This is a genomic window from uncultured Mediterranea sp., assembly GCF_902493215.1.
Lineage (GTDB): Bacteria > Bacteroidota > Bacteroidia > Bacteroidales > Bacteroidaceae > Bacteroides.
The window spans coordinates 21,656-41,966 of sequence record NZ_CABUOL010000006.1; the positions used below are offsets into that span (position 1 = coordinate 21,656).

Below are 20,311 nucleotides of genomic sequence, written 5' to 3' on the forward strand. Positions count from 1 at the left end.
GAGAAACGATGGACAGAGTATTCCATGCCCGTGTGGGTGCGGCCCGTTATCTGGCGCTGCTTATGTTTACGTTCATGCTGGTTTATTGCTTGTGGGTGAAGTACATCTTGATAGCTGTACTATGGGGTATCCTGTTGCTCCATTTCATCGAAAGGATCATTCATACCACCTATACGCTGACTGCCGACGGGCGGCTGGTCGTTTACGAAGGCCGTTTTTCACGCCGTCGTGAGCGCTCGCTGGCCGAGGTAGTGTCGGTAGAGCGCCGTTCGTCCATGCAGGTGGCGGGCCGTGCGCTGGTGCGCTATGTGCTGGTGGTCTATAAAGATGGCAAGCACGATGCCCTCCAGCCCGTCAACGAAGAAGAATTCATACGTGCGTTGGAGAAGCGGAGGCGGGAAACGGCTTCCTGACGCCCTGACGCAGCACCTGATGGGAATGTTATTTCATAAAGAATTTTAAATTCTTTCCTTGGCCGAGCAGTCTTTTCAAAGTCCGTACGTCTATTGTCCAAAAACAAGTCATACGGATATGAATTTGAATTGTGCCATTTTGCATGCTGATGGAGAGGTTGTACGTAGATTGGAGGAATATATCGGCAAGGTGCCATTTCTTTCCTTACGCGGTACGTATGACAATCCGCTCGAAGCATTGAAAGATTATTATGAAGTGAAGGTCGAAGTCTATTTCGTCGGTATCTGTGACCCCGAAGAGGGCGGGATAGGAGGAATGGATTTCTGCCGGATGCTGTCTTTGCCCACCCGTGTCATCTTTGTGGCCGACACCGACCGCTATGCCGCCGAGTGTTTCCGCCTCGACGCGCTCGATTACCTGGCGGGTTGTTTCGACTTTTCGGTCTTTTTCCAGTCGGTCAGCAAGGCGGCCCGCTGGTTCACCCTGCAGGCTGCGCCGGTAGCCACCGGCGAAAAGAAACGGATGCCCGACGTGCCCCAATCTCTCTACGTAAGAGCCGACAGCCGCATCGTACGGCTGACACTGAAGGAAATCCGCTACATCGAAGCCTTGGGCGACTATGTCAAGATTTATACGCAGACCGATGCGAAGTCCATCATGAGCCTTTGCTGCATGAAGTGTATGGAAGAGCGTCTTCCGGAGGGAGAATTTATCCGCGTACACCGTTCTTTCATTGTACGCAAGAACTGCATCGACACCATCGGTGCCAATACCGTCGTAGTGGGAGGCAAGGAGATCCCCATCGGCAATGCCTACCGCGAACAGGTGAAGCGTTACGTATCGAGGCTCTCCGTGCTGTAATCCTTCTTTATTGCATTATTTCAGTTTCGACCGGAACAGCCGTTCGCCGAACGTCAGGTTCAGGTTCAGGCTGAAGCGGCTTTCCTGCATCAGGTTGTCGCGCAGGTTGACCTGCTGGCGCCAGGTGGCCCCCAGCGCCAGGAATGAGTAGCGCAGGGGGAAGCTTACACCGATGTTACCCTCCAGGTAATACATTTTTCCTCCTTTCAGGTTGATATACGAATTGCTGGCGCCGATGCCTGCCATCAGTTCGGTGGAGCGTGGCTTCCGTGGCTCGGTGAGGTAGATGACACCGAGGTTCAGCTTGTGCTGGTTCTCGTACTTCATCGAGGTATAGGCCGACGTGTTGCGGCTCCAGTCCACGTAGTTGTAGTCCATGCTGACGGTCCAGTATTCGCTGCTGGTAGTCAGGCCGGCCCCGATGTGCATGGGCAGGTATTGCGTACGGCTGTGATAGTTCTTGTCCACGCCCTCGCTGGTCGACGAGTTGGAGTAGGTCAGCCGGTTGTCGTGGCCTATCTTCATCGAGGGAGCAAATACCGCTCCCACTTCCCAGCTTCTGCCCGTTCCGCCGAAACGGTAGTGCAGGCCGAAGTCGGTATAGAATGCCCGTTTGGACGACTCGTAGCGGACTGTGGCGTTTTCCTGTGTTTCGCTTTGCGTCACCGTTCCCATGACCATACCCAGGTTGAATCCTACCGAGAGGCGGCTGGTCAGTGCGAAGGCATTGGTCACGTAGAAACGGTAGAGCCCGCCTGTGCCCTCGAAGGTGGAGTAGAGATATTGGCCCGGCATGCCTTCCACCTCTTCTTCGGTCTGGATGAGGTAGCCCACACTGCTGTAGGGAGTGGCTCCTACCAGTGCATACCAGCGTGGCATGACGCGGAAGCCGAAGCTCAGCCGGTTGGGGTTGCCCGTCAGGTTGGAGCTGCGGTCGCTCAGGAAGGAGTAGCGGGCGTAGGATGCCGTCACGCCGATGTCGAAGGTAAAGCAGGTAGTGTCCATGGCCGTGATGGCGGCGGGGTTCAGGGTATTCTGGAAGCCGGGGCGGTTCAGGGCGATGCCCATGTTGCCCAGGCCGGCATAGCGTCCGCCGTCGGCCGCACTGAGTTCACCGACGCCATACATGGATGTGGGCAGGTTGGTGGTGTTTTGCGACAGGAGGTTCAGGCAGGGCAGCAGGCAGGCGCACAGCCATAGGATGATTCGGTTGTGATTGTGTTCCATCTGTTTCATTGTTCGTTGTAGATTTTGATTCGTATGTCGAGCCGGCACTGACGGTCCTGCTCGGGGTTGTTGGTGAATATCACCTGGTTGAAGGTGGTGGCCATCTCTCCCTCTTCCAGGCTCATCAGCAGTTTCTGCCGCTTGGTACCCCAGGTTCCGAAGTTGTTTCGTATGAATTCGGTCAGGTCAAACGTATAATAGGTTTCGCGGCCGTACATTTCGTCGACGGTCAGGTTGCCGGTCTGTACCGTCACACCGTCGCTGCCGTAGACGTAGCCTTCCAGCACATTGTTCTCGTCGGTGATGTAGAGGCGCAGTTCTTCGGGAAGCTGGCTCACTTCGTTGTAGCTTCGGGCCAGCGGGTAGAGGTAGAGCGTGGCGCTCTCTACGGAAACGATTTCGCCTGCGCTCTGCAGATCGTTGAGGTCGGGGAATTCAATCTGGTTGTAATAGCCTGTCAGCCCTTGCAGATAGGCCCGATAGCCCATGCTGCTGGCATGAATCAGGTTTTCGATGCCGCTTTGCAGGGTGTCAAGGGGAGTACCTGCTCTGTTTTGGTATACGCCTGTATAGGCATATTCGGTATTGACGCTGAAGGTCAGCTTGCTTTCCGTGGTCTGGTTGGAGATGTCGCGGTAGTGCAGGTTGATGCTCATCGAGGAGTCGTTCACCAGAAAGCCCGTGATGCAGCTGCCGTCCGCTTCGGCTACAAAGGCCAGGCCGGGGAAGGTTTTCTTGAAACTTTCCTGTGTGTCGAGGTAATCGTTTTCGGTCAGGATGTCGGTCAGCAGCTGGCGCCCCATGTCGTCGGGCAGGCGCACCTCCACTTCGCGCCCGCGGCCGGGCTGGGGCAGGTAACGGAAACGGGTCAGGGGGACGTCTTCCGTAGCCATGGGGGTCGTGGTGTACAGGTCCTGGTCGTTGTCCAGTACGATGGGCTGCTTCAGGCGGTAGACGGAGATGTATTGGGGTGTCAGGGTGTCGCCCCAGTAATGCCCGCTGGGTATCATGCGCAGCACGAGCGAGTCGAACTGGTAGTCGTGGCCGTCGGAGGTGCTGAAGGTGTTTTTCGTATATTCGGCATAGTAGGTGGCCGTCACGTCGCCCCAGAGGGTATCGGCGTAGTGGCCGAAGTGGCAGATGGTGTCCTCGCGTGTCTCGATGGAGTCCCGCCGGATGGTACTCAGGTCTACGGTGCAGCTGTTGTAGAAGACGTTCTGAAACGAACTCTCCACCAGGCTGCTGCCCAGACTCGAATTGTTGTCCTGGCAGGCGTAGCAGGCGAGGATGCCTGCCAGCAGGCTATACAGTAATTTTCTCATGACGCTTGGTTTTCATATTTTTCCGCAAAGGAAAAGGAAAAACAGGGTATGTTCCTACCAAAATCGGCGGGCGGGGCGTTTTTGCCGTCGAATGCTTTCGGCGGCCCCTGGAAGTGCGTTTGTCGGATATTGGGCCCTGTTGGTCGGTTCTTTTTGCATACATCCGCCGTGTGACCTATTTTCGCCCCCGAATAGTGACGGAAAAACAGTTATCAAACACTTTTAATATGTATATGAATCGATTATTATTGGGAATGATGCTGCCGCTGGTACTGATGGCTGGCAGCAGCTGTACGGACGACGACGAGTACACGCAGGGACAATGGATGAAGCGTTCGGGCTTCGAGGCCGAGCCGCGCGCCTATGCCTGCAGCTTCACCATCGGAGACAAGGGATACCTGTGCGGAGGCTTCCGCGGGGCGAACAAGGAATATATGAACGACCTCTGGGTATACGACATGAACAACAACAACTGGGAACAACTGGCCGACATGCCGACCGTGGGCCGCAAGTATGCCACGGCTTTCGCCCTGAACGGCAAGGGATATGTGACTACGGGCTCCGTGAAGGACGGCAGCTACTCGAACTACGTGGCCGACACGTGGGAGTACGATCCCTCGACAGACGCATGGACGCAGAAGGACGACTTCAAGGGCGGTCCGCGCGACGGTGCCCTGGCTTTCGTCGTTGGCGGCTATGCCTACGTGGGTACGGGTTACAACGAAGACACGCAGGGCAGCTACAAGGACTTCTACCGCTTCGACCCCAATGCGGCGGCCGGCTCGCAATGGACCAAGGATGCGGGCAATGGCGGTGGTCCCGAGAAGCGGGCCTACGGCACGGCCTTTGTCATCGACGACGTGGCCTACGTGTGTTGCGGTACGGACAACAGTACGAACCTGACCGACTTCTGGAAGTTCGACGGCTCGACGTGGACACAGCTGCGCGACATTGCCAACACCAACGACGACGAAGACTATGATGATGATTATGCCATCGCCCGCTACAGTACGGTGTCGTTCGTCATCGACGGCTATGCCTACATTGCCACCGGCTATCGGAGCGGTGTGACGGCCGACTATTGGAAGTACGACCCCGACCAGGACCTGTGGTACGGCGACTCGGACGACGACTTCACGCCGCTGACCGATGTGCACAACAACTACTCGGGTGCCTCCTCGCGCGACGGAGCCGTATCCTTCTCCAACGGTGAGCGTGGCTTCGTCCTGACCGGCCAGTCGGGCGGAAGTTATTTCGACGACGTCTATGAGCTGCTTCCCGACGAGCAGGAAGAAGTGTGATTTCATCCACTGGATATTAGGTATAAATTAGGTTATGGATAAGATTGGGTGGATAACAAGGACAGGCGTGCTGCTCTTCGTGGCGGCATGCCTGTCTGCCTGTCGGGGCGGCACGTCGTCCGATAGGCAGAGTATTTGGAAATGCAGGCTGCTGGAGGTGGAAGGCGGTTATGGCTACGTCATCCTGCACGGGCACGACACGCTGATACGCCAGTCGTGCATCCCCGCCATCGGCGAGCGGAAGCCTTTTGCCACGCGCGAGGATGCCCTGAAGATAGGGCACATCGTCCGCGACAAGCTGGACGCGGGCCAGTCGCCCACGGTGAGCCGTGAGGAAGTGCGGCAGGCCTTGGACGGCGACTGAGCGCATCTTTCCGCCACGAATCACCGTGTCATGTTTTCCGCTCTCCGGCCGGCAAAATGTCGGCAAAAGCGGCTTTGGGCTGACAGCGCCTTTCCTCAGACCGTGTCAACGGGAGGGGAAAACAGGGCGCCGGCAGCCTTTTTTGATGTGAAAACGTTCGTTCAAGCGGGTCAAAGTGTATGTTTCCCCTCGTCAGATGGTATGTTTTCCCTCGTCAAGTTGTATGTTTTCTCTCGGGAAAAGCATTGTTTTCCGAGGGAAAAAGCAATGTTTTTCCTGCTTTCGGGCTTCGGGACTTCTGCTTTCGGGCTTCCGAAGCCTTGAAGGGCGGCTTTCCGCCCCGTTTTTCTTCCAGAATTTTTGTAAGGATTTCGCTATCGGCTTGTCGGTGAGCAGGTAAGCCCTTCCGCGATCCGTTCTTTTCCATCGGCCTTGCCTTCGGGTCGAAACAAGCGATTCTCGGGCGGTTTGAAAATCAAAGTGTCAATCTGTCAATGAAAAATGCAGAGCATCATTCGTCGTGTGATCCGATAGCTTTGCATGTCAAAGATACAGTTCACATTCTTTTCGTGCAGTACACGCCTTCTTGAGCATCCTGTTTACGATGGTAAGGAGCAATCCGTTCACCTTTCTTGCCTGATGAGGACATACTGACACACAACGCATGCATGAGATACAGGCTTTCTTGTCCACCTTCTTCGGGTTGTTTTTGTCGATGGCACCGACAGGACATCTGGAAGCACAGAGGCCGCATTCGGTACATGCTTTCGTCGCTTTAGGTACTATCCCTGCCTTTGCTGTTTTTCTGTAGGGTCTGTTGCCGGGTATGGCAGGAGTCGTGAAATCATTTTTCTTCAGTTTTTCTTTGATTTTGCCGGCAAATTCTTTCAATTGTCTGCAATCATCCTTGTCAGGTCTGTTCGCAGCATATCTATGGGCTATTGAATGTTCTGCAATGGCTGCTATTGCCGATACGACTGAATATCCGGCCTGCTGTACAAGGTCCTGAAGTTCCACTAAAGTGTCCTCATAGGCACGATTGCCATAAACGCAAACTATAATGGCTTTTGCACCGTTGCCCTGTATCCTTGAAATGCGTTCTGCGGCAGTGGAAGGTACTCGTCCGCTATAGGATGGGACAGCAATGATGGCTATATCTTCATTTGTCAATGAGAATCGATGGAAATCTTCGTTACCGTTTGACAAGTCAATGTTTTGGATGTCCCGTCCCAACTCATTTGCCAGGCAGTCGGCTACCTTCTTTGTTCCGCCGGTCGGGCTGAAAGTAATTTCATAAATGTTCATATCTTGTATATCCTTTTTGTTGTTGTTTATTCTGCTTACTTTGCATTCATTTCTGTATCCTTCATTGCATCTGGATGATAATTTTTCCGTTTAGTTTTCCATTCGCCATAAGTTCAAGTGCCTCGTTTATCTGAGACAGAGAGAATATTCTTGGATCGATATCAGGCATGATCTGGTATTTTTCTACGATTTCTGTGACCTGTTTAAGCTGTTCTCCATCAGAACGGACAAACAGGAATCGGTATTCCTTGCCTTGTTTACGAGCTGTTGAATCGAATTTGCTTCCGGCAAGCGTGAACAGTAGGCTCTTTAACCATGAAAAACCATTTCGTTTTGCAAACATCCTGTTGGGAGCAGTTCTCAAACTGAGTAACCGCCCTCCTTTTTTCAAGACAGACAGCTCATGCTCAAATTCTTTTGCCCCCAACGTATCAATCACATAATCTATGTCGGAGAGGACTTCCCAATAATTTTCCTTCTTATAGTCTATGTATTGGTCAGCCCCCATTTTAATAAGTTTCTCTTTGGAACGTTCGTTCCCAGTCACGATAACACGAAGCTCCATGGACTTTGCTATGGGTACAGCTATTTGTCCGAAACTGCCAGAAGCACCTGTGATGAGAAGTGTCTTTCCAGGCTTGACTTCAAGTTCTTCAACAAGTCCCTGATAGGCTGTAAGACCTGCCAATGGTATTGCGGCTGCAGTTGTAAATTCATAACCCGAAGGCATTTTAGCCAGTGCTTCATGGTCAACGGTGACGTATTCGGCAAAGGCTCCTATTTTCTTTATGGGAAGCCGTGTATAAACCCAGTCACCCACATGAAAGTCTTTTACGTTATTCCCTACCTTTTCCACTGTACCTGAACATTCATTTCCCAATGTAAGAGGCATTTTGTAATCCTGTATCAGCCTCACGCTTCCTGTCAGCTGAAGAATTTCCAACGGATTTACAGCAGCAGCCATAACCTTCAGAAGAACTTCATTGTCATTTGGTTCTGGAATAAGAACTTCATTTACGGAAACTTTGATTTCCTTTGAATATTTCTTGATTTGCGCAGCTTTCATTTGATGTCGTCATTGAGTATTAAGACAATTAATCATTAGTGGAAGTTTTCTTTTTACGATCGCTCATAATATCATCCATATTGTCGACAGACCATTGGAGTAGCGAATCGAGAACAGGCTTCAATGATTTTGTTCTTTCTGTAAGGGCGTATTCTACTCTTGGCGGAATCTCCGAGAATATTGTTCTCGTGACATATCCGTCTTCCTCCAATGTGCGGAGTGTCATTGTCAACATTCTTTGTGATATGTCAGGCATTTGTTGTTTCAGTTCCATAAAACGCATGCTTTCTTTGCCTGACCTGTCCAAAATATAAATTGCGAGCAATGCCCATTTGTCACATAGCCTTGCTATGATATTCCTCACTGGGCAACTGGGAAACATAGCATCTTGAATGGTAGATCTTTTCATAAATTGTGATAAAACTATCTGTTTCTGATAAATTGTACCAAGTATTATATTTCAGTGTACAAAGATATGCTACATACTTTAAATTACCAAGTATATTTTTTATATTAATGTAAGACTGAAAAAAATCAATAAAATACCTATTGGCTTATTCAGAATTCACGTTATATTTGTAGCAACATTAAATCAAGACCATTATGCACAACAAGATTGCCTTTCTGACGGTAGCCGCAGCCCTGTGGTTGGCCGCCTCGTGCACGCAACGGGACAAATGCGTGGAGAACCCCCTGATTGAGTCGGCCAACACCATGACGCTCGACATTTCCAAGGTAGAACTGAGCGACACGGCCACCGTGCTCCATACGGATGCCTATTTCCGTCCGGGCTATTGGATCAAGATCACTTCCGAATCCTACCTGCTGGCCGACGGCAAGCGTTACGCCCTGACCGGCACGCAGGGCATCGAGGCCGATTCGCTCTTCTGGATGCCCAAGTCGGGCGAGGCTTCTTTCCAGCTGACCTTCGAACCGCTGCCGCGCGGAACGCGCTCGTTCGATTTCATCGAGGGCGATTGCGAGGATTGCTTCAAACTGTTCGGCATCGACCTGACGGGCAAGAAGGCCTTCGACCGCCCGGCCGATGTTCCTGCCGACGTTGTTCGTGCTTCGGAAACCGCCCCCGATGCCGTGCCCGAACCTCAGTTCAAGGTGGGCGAGACGGTGGTACACATGCACCTTTCGGGCTATCGGAAGGAGCTGACCAAGGAAGCCAATATTTACCTCAATACGCTGATGAACGGCCAGCAGCCCTATACAGCCGCCATCGACTCTGCAACGGGTAGGGCCGAATTCAAGTTCTGGCAATACGGACCTGCACAGGCTTTGGTCAGCGTAGGCATGGTAAATGGACAAATATGGCTGGCGCCGGGCGAGGAGATAGACCTCTACGTGGATATGCGGCGTAGCGGGCAGTATATTCTGAAGCGTCGGGCTGAAAAGAAACAGTTGCCGGCATTCGAGAGCATTCCCTTCTGTTACTTCTCGGGCACATACGCGGGCCTGTCGGCGCCGTCTTTGTATTCGGATAAGTATTATGGTATGAACTTATATACAGGTGAGTTTGCCGACTACAAGATGACGGCTGCCGAATACACACAGCATGTCATCGGCCGTTATCAGGCCCTCTCGGACAGCATCGCCCAAAGCAAGCTGCCGCCCGCAGGCAAGGAACTGGCCTTGATCAATCTGAAGCAGGAGGCGGTCGAAGCCATGGCACAAGGCGACTTCTTCCGCGAACACAATTACAGAAGCGTACATAACCAGTGGGACCGCTCCACACCTCTGGACCTCAAAATCGACCCGCTGACGGCTGAGAACCGTGCGGAGCTGTGCAAGCTCTTCTCCATTGCCGACCCCAAGTTGCTGATGGGGCAGCATGCGATGGAGTATGCATCGGCTGTAGCTAATCCCCGAATCGCATGGCCCAAGGAAGCGGGTCTGGAAGGTACTTTCGCTTCCGAACTGAAGCTGGCGTTGCCTCTGGTACAGAAAGCCTCGAACGCCGCCCTCACCGAAGCCGACCTGAAGACGCTGGACGGCGTACAGAACCCCTTCTGGCGCGAAGCCTTGCTGAAGATGCAGGAGAACACGCAGGCTCTGCTCAAGGCTGTCGAAGGGAAAGCCGTCATCGAGCAGACGCCCGACGTGCCTGTGGAGAAGCTCTTCGACGCCATCATCGCCCCCCACAAGGGCAAGGTCATCCTCGTGGACTTCTGGAATACCTGGTGCGCGCCCTGCCGTATGGCCATCAAGGCCAACGAGCCGCTGAAGGACGGCGAGTTGAAGAGTGACAACCTGGTGTGGATCTACATCGCCAACCAGACCTCCCCGCTCGTCAAGTACAAGGAGATGATACCCGGCATCAAGGGCAAGCACTACCGCCTCACCGACAAGCAGTGGGCTTACCTTTGCGACAAGTTCAAGATAGACGGCATCCCCTCGTATGTGCTGGTGGACAAGCAGGGCAAGTACGGCCTCCGCAACGACTTCCGCGACCACGGGAAGATGAAGGATACGTTGAAGGGAATGATTGAATAATCCTCTATATAAATTAAAGAATAACACCATGGAAAGATATCAAGTTGCCATTATCGGCGGAGGCCCTGCGGGCTATACCGCCGCCGAAGCTGCCGGACGGGCAGGACTGAGCGTTGTGCTCTTCGAGAAAAACAGCCTGGGGGGCGTCTGCCTGAACGAGGGCTGCATCCCCACCAAGACGTTGTTGTATTCGGCCAAGACCTACGACGGTGCGCGCCATGCGTCGAAGTATGCCGTATCGGCCGAGAACGTGGGCTTCGACCTGCCCAAAATCATCGCCCGCAAGCAGAAGGTGGTGCGCAAGCTGGTGCTGGGCGTCAAGGCCAAGCTGACGGCCCACAATGTAAAGATCGTGACAGGCACGGCCGAAGTGGTGGACAAGAACCACGTGCGCTGCGGCGAAGAGGTGTATGAGTGCGACAACCTGCTGCTCTGCACGGGCTCGGAAACGTTCATTCCGCCCATTGCAGGCGTGGACACCGTGCCCTACTGGACGCATCGCGACGCGCTCGACAACAAGGAGCTGCCCCAGTCGCTGGCCATCATCGGCGGCGGAGTCATCGGCATGGAGTTCGCCTCGTTCTTCAACAGCCTGGGCGTACAGGTGACGGTCATCGAGATGGTGGACGAGATACTGGGCGGCATGGACAAGGAACTCGCCGCCCTCCTGCGGGCCGACTATGCCAAGCGCGGCGTGAAATTCATGCTCAGCACGAAGGTCGTTTCGCTGGCCGTGGCTGAAGGCGGGCAGGTACAGGTGGGTTATGAGAATGCCGAGGGTGCAGGCTCCGTCGTGGCCGAGCGGTTGCTGATGAGCGTGGGCCGCCGCCCCGTAACGAAAGGCTTCGGGCTGGAGAACCTCGACCTGCAGAAGACCGAGCGCGGCAGCATCGTGGTGGACGAACACATGCAGACCTCCCTACCCGGCGTCTATGTCTGTGGCGACCTGACGGGCTTCTCGCTCCTGGCGCATACCGCCGTGCGCGAGGCCGAAGTGGCCGTGAACCACATCGCAGGCAAGGAAGACGCGATGAGCTACCGCGCCATCCCCGGCGTGGTATATACCAATCCCGAGATTGCGGGTGTGGGCGAGACGGAAGAGTCGTTGCAACGGAAAGGTATTGCTTGCCGTGTGGTCAAGCTGCCTATGGCCTATAGCGGCCGCTTCGTAGCCGAGAACGAGGGTGTGAACGGCCTCTGCAAGCTTATCCTGGCCGAGGACGACACCATTCTGGGAGCACATGTGCTGGGCAATCCCGCCAGCGAGATCATCACCCTGGCCGGCATGGCCGTCGAGCTGAAGCTCAAAGCTGAGGAATGGAAGAGGGTAGTCTTCCCGCATCCCACGGTGGGTGAGATTTTCCGTGAAGCGTTGTAATTGGGGGCACCACAGAGGACACAGAGTTGCACAGAGGAAGATTCAAAACTTGGTGGAACTCTGTGTCATCCGTGCCCAAGATATAATATTCAATTCCTAAACTGATGAATATGTTTTGGAGATTATTGGTATGGGCGGTCCTGCTGGGACCGCTTTCTTTTGTCTGCGCACAGGCCGACAGCCTATTGCGCGCACGCATCGACACAATTGTGAAGCACGACCTGCCGCTGGGCGGCAACGCGGGTATCTGTATCTACGACCTGACGGCCGGACGTACACTCTACGAACACCAGGCCGACAAGCTGTCGCGGCCTGCTTCGACCATGAAGATGATGACGGCCATCACGACACTGGCCCAGCCGGGCGCCATGGAGCCTTTCCGCACGGAGCTGTGGACTACAGGCCGCGTGGTGGGTGATACACTGAAGGGAGATCTCTACGTGGTGGGCGGCTTCGACCCCGAGTTTGATACGGACGACCTGGAGGAGCTCATCAGTGGCCTGACGAAGCGGGGCATCCGCATGGTGGACGGCCGCATCGTGGGCGACGTGTCGATGAAGGACTCGCTCTACTGGGGATTGGGCTGGCTGTGGGACGACGCTCCGGCTCCTTATCAGCCCTACCTCTCGCCACTGATGCTGAACAAGGGCGTGCTCCAGCTGTCCATCCTGCCCGCCGAGCGGGGACTCTCGGCGCTGGTCATCGGCAACCCTTCTTCCTCTTATTATACGATAGAGAACCACACGCGCAGCCACTGGCCCGCCGCGGGACCGCTGCGCGTGGCGCGCAACTGGATGGAGAACGGTAACTGCATCACCCTGCAAGGCAATGTGCGGGCGGCAGAGGGGCGCTCGTTCAGCCTTTTCGACTCGGGCCGCATGTTCATGCATGTCTTTGTGGAGCGGCTGCTGGAGGCGGGCATCCGCTGTACAGCCGTCATAGACAGCACTCGGGCGGGCATCGAGGCGGCCTACTGCTTTGGCGAGCTGCCCCGCACGAAGGCATGTACGAAGCTGGCTACACACGAGACGCCCCTGCAGGCCGTGCTCGACGAGATGCTCAAGGAGAGCGACAACCTGAACGCCGAAGCCATGCTCTGCCGGGCGGGCGTGCTGGCTACGGGCGGCAAGAAGCGGGTGTCGGCCCGGGACGGGCTGGACGCCATGCGGGCCTTGATCAAGCGCGTCGGGCTGAACCCGAAGCACTACAGCCTAGCCGACGGGTGCGGCCTGTCGCACTACGACTACCTCTCGCCCGAGCTGCTTGTGGCCATGCTCCGCTATGCCTACTCGCGCAGTGACATCTTCTCGCCGCTCTACAAGGCCCTGCCCGTGAGTGGGGTGGACGGCACGCTGAAGTACCGCATGGGCTACGGCACGCCCGCTTTCCGGCAGGTACATGCCAAGACCGGCTCCTATACGGGCATCAATGCCTTGGCCGGCTACCTGAAGACCACGGAGGGGCATTGGGTGGCCTTCGCCATCATGACGCAGAACGTGCTTTTGGGCCGCCAGGCACGGGCCTTTCAGGATGCCGTGTGTCTGGAGGTGGTGAAGGCTTCCATCCGGAAATAAGAACTAATCCTTTGTCAACGCTTCCTTCAGCCGGGCGATGGCCAGAGCCGCATCGCCCCCGGCCTCGCTGAGCAGGGTGACGAACCGGCTGCCGATGATGGCGCCCGACGAGGCCCCGCAGGCTGCCTCGAACGTAGCCTTGTTGGAGATGCCGAAGCCCACCAGCCGCGGATGCTTCAGGCCCAGGCTGTCGATGCGGCGGAAGTAGGCCTGCTTCTGCTCGTCGAACGAACGCTGGGCTCCCGTCACGGCGGCCGACGACACCATGTAGATGAAGCCTCCCGTGTGCCGGTCGATTTCGCGCACCCGTTCGTCGCTCGTCTCGGGCGTGACGAGCATCACTACGTGCAGGCCGTAGCGTTCGGCCGTGGTCTGGTAGTGCTCGCGGTATTCGCGCAGGGGCAGGTCGGGGATGATGAGGCCGTCGATGTCGCACGCCCGGCAGCGCTGGCAGAAGGCCTCGAAGCCGAACTGGAGGATGGGGTTGAGGTAGCCCATCAGCAGCAGGGGGATGTGTACCGTGCGGCGGATGTCGGCCAGCTGGTCGAAGAGGCGGCGCAGGGTCATACCATTGCGCAGCGCGGTGGTGGCGGCCTGCTGGATGACGGGGCCGTCGGCCAGGGGGTCGCTGAAGGGGATGCCTATCTCAATCATGTCCACGCCTGCGTCCTGCAGGGCCTGGATGGTGGCGGCAGTGCCGTCGGGGGTGGGGCAGCCGGCACAGAAGTAGATGGAGAGGATGCGGCTGCTCTTGGTCTGGAAAAGTTGGTCTATACGGTTCATGGTTTTCTTGTCTATCGGTTTATTTCAATGAATTTCTTTAGTGTCTTGAGCGCCTGCCCGCTTTCCAGCGAACGGCGGGCGATGTCGATGCACTCGCCTATCTCCTTGTCCGGCTCCATGAGCTGGATGGCGAAGGCGGCGTTCACCAGTACGCAGTGCTTCTGGGCCGGCGTGGCGCGGTTGGTGAGTACGGCGTCGAAGATGCGGCTCGCGTCCCCGCGGCTTCGGCCCCCTTGCAGGTCGGTGGGGCGGGCCGGGTCGAAGCCCAGCTCCTGCGGGCGGTAGATGCGCTCGTCGCGGCGGGTCATCACCTTGAACTCGTCGGTCAGAGAGATTTCGTCGTAATTGTCGAGGCTGTTGACCACGGCAAACTCGATGCCCGCCTTGCAGAATACATAGGTGTAGAGGCGCATCAGCGACAACTGGCTGACACCCAGCAGCTGGTAGGCCGGGCGGCAGGGGTTGACGAGCGGCCCCAGCAGGTTGAACAGGGTGCGCACGCCCAACGACTTGCGCACGGCGGCCACCGACTTCATGGCGGGGTTGAAGAGCTGGGCGTGCAGGTAGGCCAGGTTGCATTCGTCCATGCTGCGTCGCAGGGTGTCGGGGTCGGCGGTGAAGCGGATGCCGTGCTCCTCGATGACGTCGCTCGCGCCGCTCACCGACGTGGCGCCATAGTTGCCATGCTTGGCCACCTTGTAGCCCGCGCCCGCCACGACAAAGCAGGCGCAGGTGGAGATGTTGAACGTGTTCTTGCCGTCGCCCCCGGTGCCCACGATGTCGATGGGGCGGTAGGGGGCGAAGTCGATGGGTACGCGTGTCTGCATCAGCGCCTCGCGGAAGCCGGTCAGCTCGTCCACGGTGATGTCGCGCATGCAGAAGGCCGTCAGCAGGGCAGCCACCTGTGCGTCGGGGTAGTGGCCGGCCGTGATGTCGAGCAGCAGCTGGCGGGCCTCGGCCTCGCTCAGGTGCTCGTGGTTGAAGAGTCGGGAAAGTATCTGTTTCATGTGCAGTTGATGGTTTATGGTAAATAATATGTACGAATTGGGCGCGTCGCAGAGCACTCGTGACCTGCTGTTGTACCCCACCCGTGGGATATCAGTGCACCCCACTCGTGGGGTATGTTGGTACCCCACGAGTGCCTTCCTATTGTACCCCACTCGTGGGGTCCTGTATCCCCCTTCAGAAGGTGTCCTGAGCGGGGTTCGAGGGAGGTTTTGGGGCGAACGGGGCGAAGGATGGCATGTGTCGGGCTTCGTAAGATTGCTTTACAGATTCCCGGTTCATGACGCGTGCTCTGTCCAGTTGCGGATGATGCGTTCGCCCAGAGGTGTCAGTACCGATTCAGGGTGGAACTGGATGCCGTGCACGTCCAGCGTGCGGTGGCGCAGACCCATGATGAGGCCCTCGTCGCTCACGGCGGTGACGGCCAGCACGTCGGGCAGGCCCTCGCGGCTGACGACCCACGAGTGGTAGCGGCCCACGGCCAGGCGGCGGGGCAGACCGTCGAAGAGGTAGTCGTCGGCCGTGTCGGGACCGTCGAGGCTGATTTCGGTCTGCACGCCGTGGAAGACGTCGGAGAGGTTGCACAGCCGTGCGCCGAAAGCCTCGCCGATGGCCTGTTCGCCCAGACAGACGCCCAGGATGGGTTTGGCCGTGGCATAGGTACGGATGACGGGCATCAGCAGTCCGGCTTCCTGCGGGATGCCGGGACCGGGCGAGAGCAGCAGCTTGTCGTAGGCTGCGAGGTCGGGCAGGGCGAAGCGGTCGTTGCGCAGTACGGTGACCCGTGCGCCTGCCTGTTCGACCAGTTGCACCAGGTTGTAGGTGAACGAGTCGTAGTTGTCTATAATAGCAATGTGGTTCATGTGGATGTAAGTCTTTAAGTCATTCAGTTATTGGGTTAACTCTTGCAGGAAGCCGCGCAGGCGTTCCACGTCCTTCAGGCCGGGAGTCGTCTCGAAGCGGCTGTTGAGGTCGATGCCTGCCAGTTGTGGATGATGGAACTGACGGATGGCATTTGCGCTGCCTGCGTTGAGGCCTCCGCTCAGGAAGAACGGTGTGCGGCCGGCGTAGCGGTGGAGCAGGCTCCAGTCGAACTGCCGTCCCGTGCCGCCCAGCTGGGGCGTCTTGCTCTCGAAGAGAAAGTAGTCGCAGGTGCCGTGGTAGGCTTCTGTGGCGGCCACGTCGCGCAGGGTGGCCAGGTGGAAGGCCTTGATGACCTTCAGCCCGTGGCTTTCGCGCAATGATTGGCAGTACAGAGGCGACTCCTTGCCGTGCAGCTGCACATAGTCCAGTTCGAAGCGGTCGGCATACGTCAGTACGGTTTCCTTGGTCTCGTTGACAAATACTCCGATGCGCCGGGCCTGACGGGGCAGGTAGTCCGGCATCTGATAGACGAAGCGGGGCGAACGGGGGTAGAACACGAAGCCGATGAAGTCCACGCCCAGCTCCTCGACCCGGCGGATGTTCTCGCCGTCGGTCATGCCGCATACTTTGACAAGCAGGTTCATAAGGCGGAGGAGGTTTGAAGGTGAGACATCTGTTGGATGAACGCGTGCAGTTCGTCGCCCGGGCATTCGTTCCGCATGAAGCGTTCGCCGATGAGCAGTCCGCGGTAGCCGTGGCGGCGCAGGAGGCAGGCCGTCTCGGCATCGTGGATACCGCTTTCGGCCACCATCAGCGGGTGAGGGTCCGTGCTTGCCGTGGCTTGCGCCAAGGCTTCAGCCAGGTCGACGGCATGCGAGGCATCGGTGTGGAAGGTACCCAGGCTGCGGTTGTTCACCCCTACGAGGTCGGGGCGGCAGTCCAGGTAGTCCAGTTCGTCGGGTGCATGCAGTTCGAGCAGGACCTCCAGCCCCAGTTCGTGGGCCTGTTGCGCCAGTTCGCTGCACTGACTTCTGTCGAGGCAGGCGGCGATGAGCAGCACGGCATCAGCCCCTGCCGCACGTGCCTGCAACAACTGGTAAGGGTCGATGACGAAGTCCTTGCGCAGGATGGGTAGGGTGGTGAGCGGCCGTGCAGTAGTGAGGTCACCCAGTCTGCCGGCAAAGAAAGCCTCGTCCGTCAGGATGGAAAGGGCGGCGGCCCCTGTGGCTTCGTATTGGGGGACTACTTCGTCGGGCCGTGCCTCGCGGTTGATCCAGCCCTTCGACGGCGAACGGCGTTTGAACTCGGCGATGATGCCCGTGGGCGAGGCTGCCAGGGCCTGTTTCAGGCTATGGGTAGTGCGTTGTTCCTTTCTGTCGGCTGCTGTTGCCAGCTGGTCGGCAGTGAGGTGGCGTTTCTGCGTCTCCACCTCTTCGCGTTTGTGTGCGATGATTTCTTTCAAAATGTCTCTTTCCATTGTCATGTCTTCTTGGGTTAAAAGTTTTGTGCCAGTTCGATGGCGCGGCGCAGGGCCGCCAGCTTGTTGTTCACTTCCTGCAATTCGTTCTCCACATTGCTCTTGGCCACGATGCCACCGCCTGCCTGAAACCATAGTATGCTGTTGCGGCTCACGAAGGTGCGGATGGTGATGGCCTGGTTGAGCGAACCGTCCAGCCCGATGAAGCCGATGCATCCGCCGTAGGCACCGCGGTTGTGCGGCTCCAGCTCGCTGATGAGCTGCATGGCCCGTACCTTGGGTGCACCGCTCAGTGTGCCGGCGGGGAAAGTGTCGAGGAAGGTTTTTACGGCATTGGCTTCCGGTCGCAGGTCACCGCTGACGCGACTGACGAGGTGGATGACGTGGCTGTACAGCTGCGGTTCACGGAAGAAGTCCACGCGCACGTCGGTACAGTTGCGTGCCAGGTCGTTGCGTGCCAGATCGACGAGCATCACGTGTTCGGCGTTCTCCTTGGGGTCGTCCAGCAGACGTCGGGTGGCAGCCTCGTCTTCTTCGCGGTTGCCCGTGCGTCGGGTGGTACCCGCTATGGGGTCGATATAGGCCCGTCCGTCGGCGATGCGGCAGTGCGTTTCGGGTGAGGAACCGAAGATGCGGAAGCCTCCGAAGTCGAAATAGAAGAGGTAGGGCGAAGAATTGACGCTGCGCAGGGCACGGTAGAGGTTGAAGTCGTCGCCTTCGAACCGTTGTTCGAAGCGGCGCGACAGGACCATCTGGAACACGTCGCCCCGCAGGCAGTGGGCAATGGCCCGGCGGATGTTGGCGCGGTGTTCGTCGTCGGTCAGTGTGGAGGTCACTTCTCCCGTAGGGTGGAAACCGTAAGTGGGGAAGTTACGGTTCATTACGGCGGTCTGTACTTGGTCCAGACCGCTGGCCTCGCCCTCGCCCAGCATTTCGACGAGCATCAGTTCGTGGTTGAAGTCGTTGAAGACGATGAGGTATCTGTAGAGGATATAGAGGGTGTCAGGAGCGTCATTCAGCGCTTGTCGGCTGTCCTTCACAGCGATACCTTCAAGGTAGCGCACGGCGTTGAACGAGGTGTAGCCGTACAGACCGCAGTAGCGGCTTCCTTCGCCTGTAACCTGGAAGTGGGACAGGAAGTGGTTCAGGGCCGGAGCCATCCCTCCTTCGGCTTCCAGCGAGTTCTCCTGCCGTGAGCCGTCGGGCATTCGGGTTACGACGATGCCGTGTCCTATACTGATGGAGGCGATGGGACAGAGGCCGATGAAGGAACGGCCGTTTTCGCCTCCGTGATAGTCGGAACTCTCCATGAGGGCACTTTGCGGGAAGAGGTCGCGCAGTTTCAGGTACGTGCTGACCGGAGTGTGGATGTCGCCGGGCAGGGTACGTGTTCGGGTAGTGTAACGGTAAGTCATAAGTTGTATTCGTTTTGATGTTTCAGATAGGTGTCCATGTCTTTGTCGCCACGGCCCGATACGGTGATGACGACCACATCGTCGGGTTTGGTCTGGAGGCGGGGGAGTATAGCCAGTGCGTGGGCGCTCTCCAGTGCGGGGATAATGCCTTCCAGTCGGGTCAGTTCATAGGCAGCACGCAGGGCCTCGTCGTCGTTGACGGCCAGAACGTCGGCGCGCTTCGTGGCGGCCAGGTGGGCGTGCAGGGGGCCGATGCCAGGATAGTCCAGTCCGGCGGAGATGGAGTAGGGTTCGGTCACTTGTCCGTCCTCGTCCTGAATGACGTAGGTGCGTGCACCGTGCAGAATGCCTGTACGTCCCAGCGACAAGGTGGCCGCTGTTTTGCCAGAATCCACACCCAGTCCTCCTGCTTCGGCCAGTACGATGTGTACCCGCGGATCGTCCAGGAAGCGCAGCAGGGTACCGGCGGCATTGCTGCCTCCACCCACGCAGGCCACCAGGTGGTCGGGGTGCTCGCGCCCTTCGAGCTCGGTCAGCTGGCGGGCAATCTCCTCGCCGATGACCGACTGCAGGTGGGCCACCAGTTGCGGGTAAGGATGCGGGCCTACGGTAGAACCTATCAGGTAATAGGTATCGTCGGGGTGGCAGCACCAGTAGCGGATGGCCTCGTTGGTGGCATCCTTCAGGGTGGCATTGCCCGAGGTGACGGGTACCACCTGTGCACCCAGCATCTTCATCTTCTCCACATTGACATGCTGGCGTTCGATGTCGGTCTTCCCCATGAAGACCATACACTCCATGCCGGCCAGGGCGCAGACGGTAGCGGCTGCCACGCCGTGCTGTCCGGCACCGGTCTCGGCAATGATGCGCCGCTTGCCCATGCGGCGGGCCAGCAGCATCTGGCCTACGGCGTTGTTGATCTTATGAGCCCCCGTGTGGTTCAGGTCTTCCCGCTTCAGATATACTTTGCAGCCGTATTTCTCGGACAGGCGGCGGGCATGGTAGAGCGGCGACGGGCGACCTACATAGTGCTGCAGCAGGTCTTCGAATTCGCGTTTGAAATCATCACTGGGCAGGATGGTACGGCAGGCTTCCTGTAGTTGGCTGACACAGCGGTGCAGGATTTCGGGGATGTAGGCTCCGCCGAATTCACCGTAATAGCCGTTTGAATCGATTGAATAGTTCATTGTTGTAATGTATTTTGAAGTTTATTGTTTTCGGGATTGGGATAAAAAGAAAAAGAGCTCCGTCGCAAGTTGCGGCGAAGCTCTTTTCTTTTTGCTTGTCCTTTCCGGCTGTCCTAATCCTTTCGGAGGATAGAAGCGGTGTATCAATGACTGCATATACGAGTGTTGCCCCCTTTACGACTTTGTATGAGTTGTAACGGTTGCCACCACCAATATTTATGCAGGTTGATTGTCATTCTTTGTTTACGTTTTAATGCTTAACGGAG

Annotated in this window: 20 protein-coding genes; 7 read left to right on the plus strand and 13 right to left on the minus strand. The window is 57.0% G+C overall.

Annotated features, from left to right (window positions below; translation table 11 throughout):
• Window positions 1-8: 8 nt before the first annotated feature.
• Window positions 9-413 carry a PH domain-containing protein gene (locus tag RDO88_RS05210; RefSeq protein WP_307758367.1) on the plus strand — a complete coding sequence of 135 codons (405 nt, stop codon included), beginning with the start codon at window positions 9-11 and terminating at the stop codon, window positions 411-413.
• Window positions 414-531: 118 nt separating this feature from the next.
• Window positions 532-1,275, plus strand: coding sequence for a LytTR family transcriptional regulator DNA-binding domain-containing protein (locus RDO88_RS05215; RefSeq protein WP_307758368.1), 744 nt, complete (start codon window positions 532-534; stop codon window positions 1,273-1,275).
• 15 nt (window positions 1,276-1,290) lie between these two features.
• Here the strand turns inward: RDO88_RS05215 and RDO88_RS05220 are convergent, their stop codons facing one another.
• Both RDO88_RS05220 and RDO88_RS05225 read right to left on the minus strand, forming a co-directional pair.
• On the minus strand, window positions 1,291-2,502 hold the full coding sequence (locus RDO88_RS05220; protein WP_307758369.1) for a hypothetical protein: 1,212 nt from the start codon (window positions 2,500-2,502) through the stop codon (window positions 1,291-1,293).
• A 5-nt stretch (window positions 2,503-2,507) separates the two neighbouring features.
• On the minus strand, window positions 2,508-3,824 hold the full coding sequence (locus tag RDO88_RS05225) for a DUF4270 family protein (RefSeq protein ID WP_307758370.1): 1,317 nt from the start codon (window positions 3,822-3,824) through the stop codon (window positions 2,508-2,510).
• 233 nt (window positions 3,825-4,057) lie between these two features.
• Here RDO88_RS05225 and RDO88_RS05230 point away from each other — a divergent pair, with 233 nt between their 5' ends.
• Together RDO88_RS05230 and RDO88_RS05235 are read left to right on the plus strand one after the other, a co-directional pair.
• Complete coding sequence (locus RDO88_RS05230) at window positions 4,058-5,125, plus strand: kelch repeat-containing protein (RefSeq protein ID WP_307758371.1); 1,068 nt, start codon at window positions 4,058-4,060, stop codon at window positions 5,123-5,125.
• A 34-nt stretch (window positions 5,126-5,159) separates the two neighbouring features.
• The gene (locus tag RDO88_RS05235) at window positions 5,160-5,489 is read left to right on the plus strand and encodes a DUF4907 domain-containing protein (protein ID WP_307758372.1); all 330 of its coding nucleotides are present in this window, start codon (window positions 5,160-5,162) and stop codon (window positions 5,487-5,489) included.
• 214 nt (window positions 5,490-5,703) lie between these two features.
• On the opposite strand, the gene RDO88_RS05240 is transcribed toward RDO88_RS05235, so the two are convergent.
• From RDO88_RS05240 to RDO88_RS05255, 4 genes are all read right to left on the minus strand, one after another.
• On the minus strand, window positions 5,704-5,916 hold the full coding sequence (locus RDO88_RS05240) for a hypothetical protein (protein ID WP_307758373.1): 213 nt from the start codon (window positions 5,914-5,916) through the stop codon (window positions 5,704-5,706).
• 116 nt (window positions 5,917-6,032) lie between these two features.
• Window positions 6,033-6,794, minus strand: a complete 762-nt coding sequence (locus tag RDO88_RS05245; RefSeq protein WP_307758374.1) for an EFR1 family ferrodoxin — start codon at window positions 6,792-6,794, stop codon at window positions 6,033-6,035.
• Window positions 6,795-6,855: 61 nt separating this feature from the next.
• On the minus strand, window positions 6,856-7,860 hold the full coding sequence (locus tag RDO88_RS05250) for a zinc-binding dehydrogenase (protein WP_307758375.1): 1,005 nt from the start codon (window positions 7,858-7,860) through the stop codon (window positions 6,856-6,858).
• A gap of 28 nt (window positions 7,861-7,888) precedes the next feature.
• Complete coding sequence (locus RDO88_RS05255; RefSeq protein WP_307758376.1) at window positions 7,889-8,269, minus strand: winged helix-turn-helix transcriptional regulator; 381 nt, start codon at window positions 8,267-8,269, stop codon at window positions 7,889-7,891.
• A gap of 194 nt (window positions 8,270-8,463) precedes the next feature.
• Between RDO88_RS05255 and RDO88_RS05260 the strand changes: the two genes are divergently transcribed.
• From RDO88_RS05260 to dacB, 3 genes are all read left to right on the plus strand, one after another.
• Complete coding sequence (locus tag RDO88_RS05260) at window positions 8,464-10,362, plus strand: thioredoxin-like domain-containing protein (RefSeq protein ID WP_307758377.1); 1,899 nt, start codon at window positions 8,464-8,466, stop codon at window positions 10,360-10,362.
• Between the two features lie 28 nt (window positions 10,363-10,390).
• The gene (gene lpdA / locus RDO88_RS05265; RefSeq protein WP_307758378.1) at window positions 10,391-11,740 is read left to right on the plus strand and encodes a dihydrolipoyl dehydrogenase; all 1,350 of its coding nucleotides are present in this window, start codon (window positions 10,391-10,393) and stop codon (window positions 11,738-11,740) included.
• Window positions 11,741-11,844: 104 nt separating this feature from the next.
• Window positions 11,845-13,314 (plus strand): D-alanyl-D-alanine carboxypeptidase/D-alanyl-D-alanine-endopeptidase, encoded by a 1,470-nt coding sequence (gene dacB, locus RDO88_RS05270; protein WP_374043901.1) that lies wholly within the window; start codon window positions 11,845-11,847, stop codon window positions 13,312-13,314.
• 3 nt (window positions 13,315-13,317) lie between these two features.
• On the opposite strand, the gene trpA is transcribed toward dacB, so the two are convergent.
• The 7 genes from trpA to trpB all read right to left on the minus strand — a co-directional run bounded on the left by trpA (window position 13,318) and on the right by trpB (window position 20,045).
• Window positions 13,318-14,097: a tryptophan synthase subunit alpha gene (gene trpA, locus RDO88_RS05275; protein WP_307758380.1), complete on the minus strand. Its 780-nt coding sequence runs from the start codon at window positions 14,095-14,097 to the stop codon at window positions 13,318-13,320.
• 11 nt (window positions 14,098-14,108) lie between these two features.
• Window positions 14,109-15,104 carry an anthranilate phosphoribosyltransferase gene (trpD, locus tag RDO88_RS05280; RefSeq protein WP_307758381.1) on the minus strand — a complete coding sequence of 332 codons (996 nt, stop codon included), beginning with the start codon at window positions 15,102-15,104 and terminating at the stop codon, window positions 14,109-14,111.
• 276 nt (window positions 15,105-15,380) lie between these two features.
• Complete coding sequence (locus tag RDO88_RS05285; protein ID WP_307758382.1) at window positions 15,381-15,965, minus strand: gamma-glutamyl-gamma-aminobutyrate hydrolase family protein; 585 nt, start codon at window positions 15,963-15,965, stop codon at window positions 15,381-15,383.
• A 27-nt stretch (window positions 15,966-15,992) separates the two neighbouring features.
• Complete coding sequence (locus tag RDO88_RS05290; protein ID WP_307758383.1) at window positions 15,993-16,610, minus strand: phosphoribosylanthranilate isomerase; 618 nt, start codon at window positions 16,608-16,610, stop codon at window positions 15,993-15,995.
• On the minus strand, window positions 16,607-17,443 hold the full coding sequence (gene trpC / locus RDO88_RS05295) for an indole-3-glycerol phosphate synthase TrpC (protein WP_307758384.1): 837 nt from the start codon (window positions 17,441-17,443) through the stop codon (window positions 16,607-16,609). The genes RDO88_RS05290 and trpC overlap by 4 nt, the downstream gene beginning before the upstream one ends.
• Before the next feature lie 17 nt (window positions 17,444-17,460).
• Window positions 17,461-18,858, minus strand: a complete 1,398-nt coding sequence (locus RDO88_RS05300) for a chorismate-binding protein (RefSeq protein WP_307758385.1) — start codon at window positions 18,856-18,858, stop codon at window positions 17,461-17,463.
• A complete protein-coding gene (gene trpB, locus RDO88_RS05305; RefSeq protein ID WP_307758386.1) occupies window positions 18,855-20,045 on the minus strand; it encodes a tryptophan synthase subunit beta in 1,191 nt (396 codons plus the stop codon). The genes RDO88_RS05300 and trpB overlap by 4 nt, the downstream gene beginning before the upstream one ends.
• Window positions 20,046-20,311 lie beyond the last annotated feature (266 nt).

Coding starts and splice junctions, on each gene's coding strand:
- RDO88_RS05215 (WP_307758368.1), top strand. CDS start 532: ATGAATTTGAATTGTGCCATTTTGCATGCTGATGGAGAGGTTGTACGT.
- RDO88_RS05285 (WP_307758382.1), bottom strand. CDS start 15,965: ATGAACCACATTGCTATTATAGACAACTACGACTCGTTCACCTACAAC.
- RDO88_RS05235 (WP_307758372.1), top strand. CDS start 5,160: ATGGATAAGATTGGGTGGATAACAAGGACAGGCGTGCTGCTCTTCGTG.
- trpD (WP_307758381.1), bottom strand. CDS start 15,104: ATGAAACAGATACTTTCCCGACTCTTCAACCACGAGCACCTGAGCGAG.
- lpdA (WP_307758378.1), top strand. CDS start 10,391: ATGGAAAGATATCAAGTTGCCATTATCGGCGGAGGCCCTGCGGGCTAT.
- trpA (WP_307758380.1), bottom strand. CDS start 14,097: ATGAACCGTATAGACCAACTTTTCCAGACCAAGAGCAGCCGCATCCTC.
- RDO88_RS05255 (WP_307758376.1), bottom strand. CDS start 8,269: ATGAAAAGATCTACCATTCAAGATGCTATGTTTCCCAGTTGCCCAGTG.
- trpC (WP_307758384.1), bottom strand. CDS start 17,443: ATGGAAAGAGACATTTTGAAAGAAATCATCGCACACAAACGCGAAGAG.
- RDO88_RS05225 (WP_307758370.1), bottom strand. CDS start 3,824: ATGAGAAAATTACTGTATAGCCTGCTGGCAGGCATCCTCGCCTGCTAC.
- RDO88_RS05220 (WP_307758369.1), bottom strand. CDS start 2,502: ATGGAACACAATCACAACCGAATCATCCTATGGCTGTGCGCCTGCCTG.
- RDO88_RS05210 (WP_307758367.1), top strand. CDS start 9: ATGGACAGAGTATTCCATGCCCGTGTGGGTGCGGCCCGTTATCTGGCG.
- dacB (WP_374043901.1), top strand. CDS start 11,845: ATGAATATGTTTTGGAGATTATTGGTATGGGCGGTCCTGCTGGGACCG.
- trpB (WP_307758386.1), bottom strand. CDS start 20,045: ATGAACTATTCAATCGATTCAAACGGCTATTACGGTGAATTCGGCGGA.
- RDO88_RS05250 (WP_307758375.1), bottom strand. CDS start 7,860: ATGAAAGCTGCGCAAATCAAGAAATATTCAAAGGAAATCAAAGTTTCC.
- RDO88_RS05230 (WP_307758371.1), top strand. CDS start 4,058: ATGAATCGATTATTATTGGGAATGATGCTGCCGCTGGTACTGATGGCT.
- RDO88_RS05300 (WP_307758385.1), bottom strand. CDS start 18,858: ATGACTTACCGTTACACTACCCGAACACGTACCCTGCCCGGCGACATC.
- RDO88_RS05290 (WP_307758383.1), bottom strand. CDS start 16,610: ATGAACCTGCTTGTCAAAGTATGCGGCATGACCGACGGCGAGAACATC.
- RDO88_RS05240 (WP_307758373.1), bottom strand. CDS start 5,916: ATGGAAAAGAACGGATCGCGGAAGGGCTTACCTGCTCACCGACAAGCC.
- RDO88_RS05245 (WP_307758374.1), bottom strand. CDS start 6,794: ATGAACATTTATGAAATTACTTTCAGCCCGACCGGCGGAACAAAGAAG.
- RDO88_RS05260 (WP_307758377.1), top strand. CDS start 8,464: ATGCACAACAAGATTGCCTTTCTGACGGTAGCCGCAGCCCTGTGGTTG.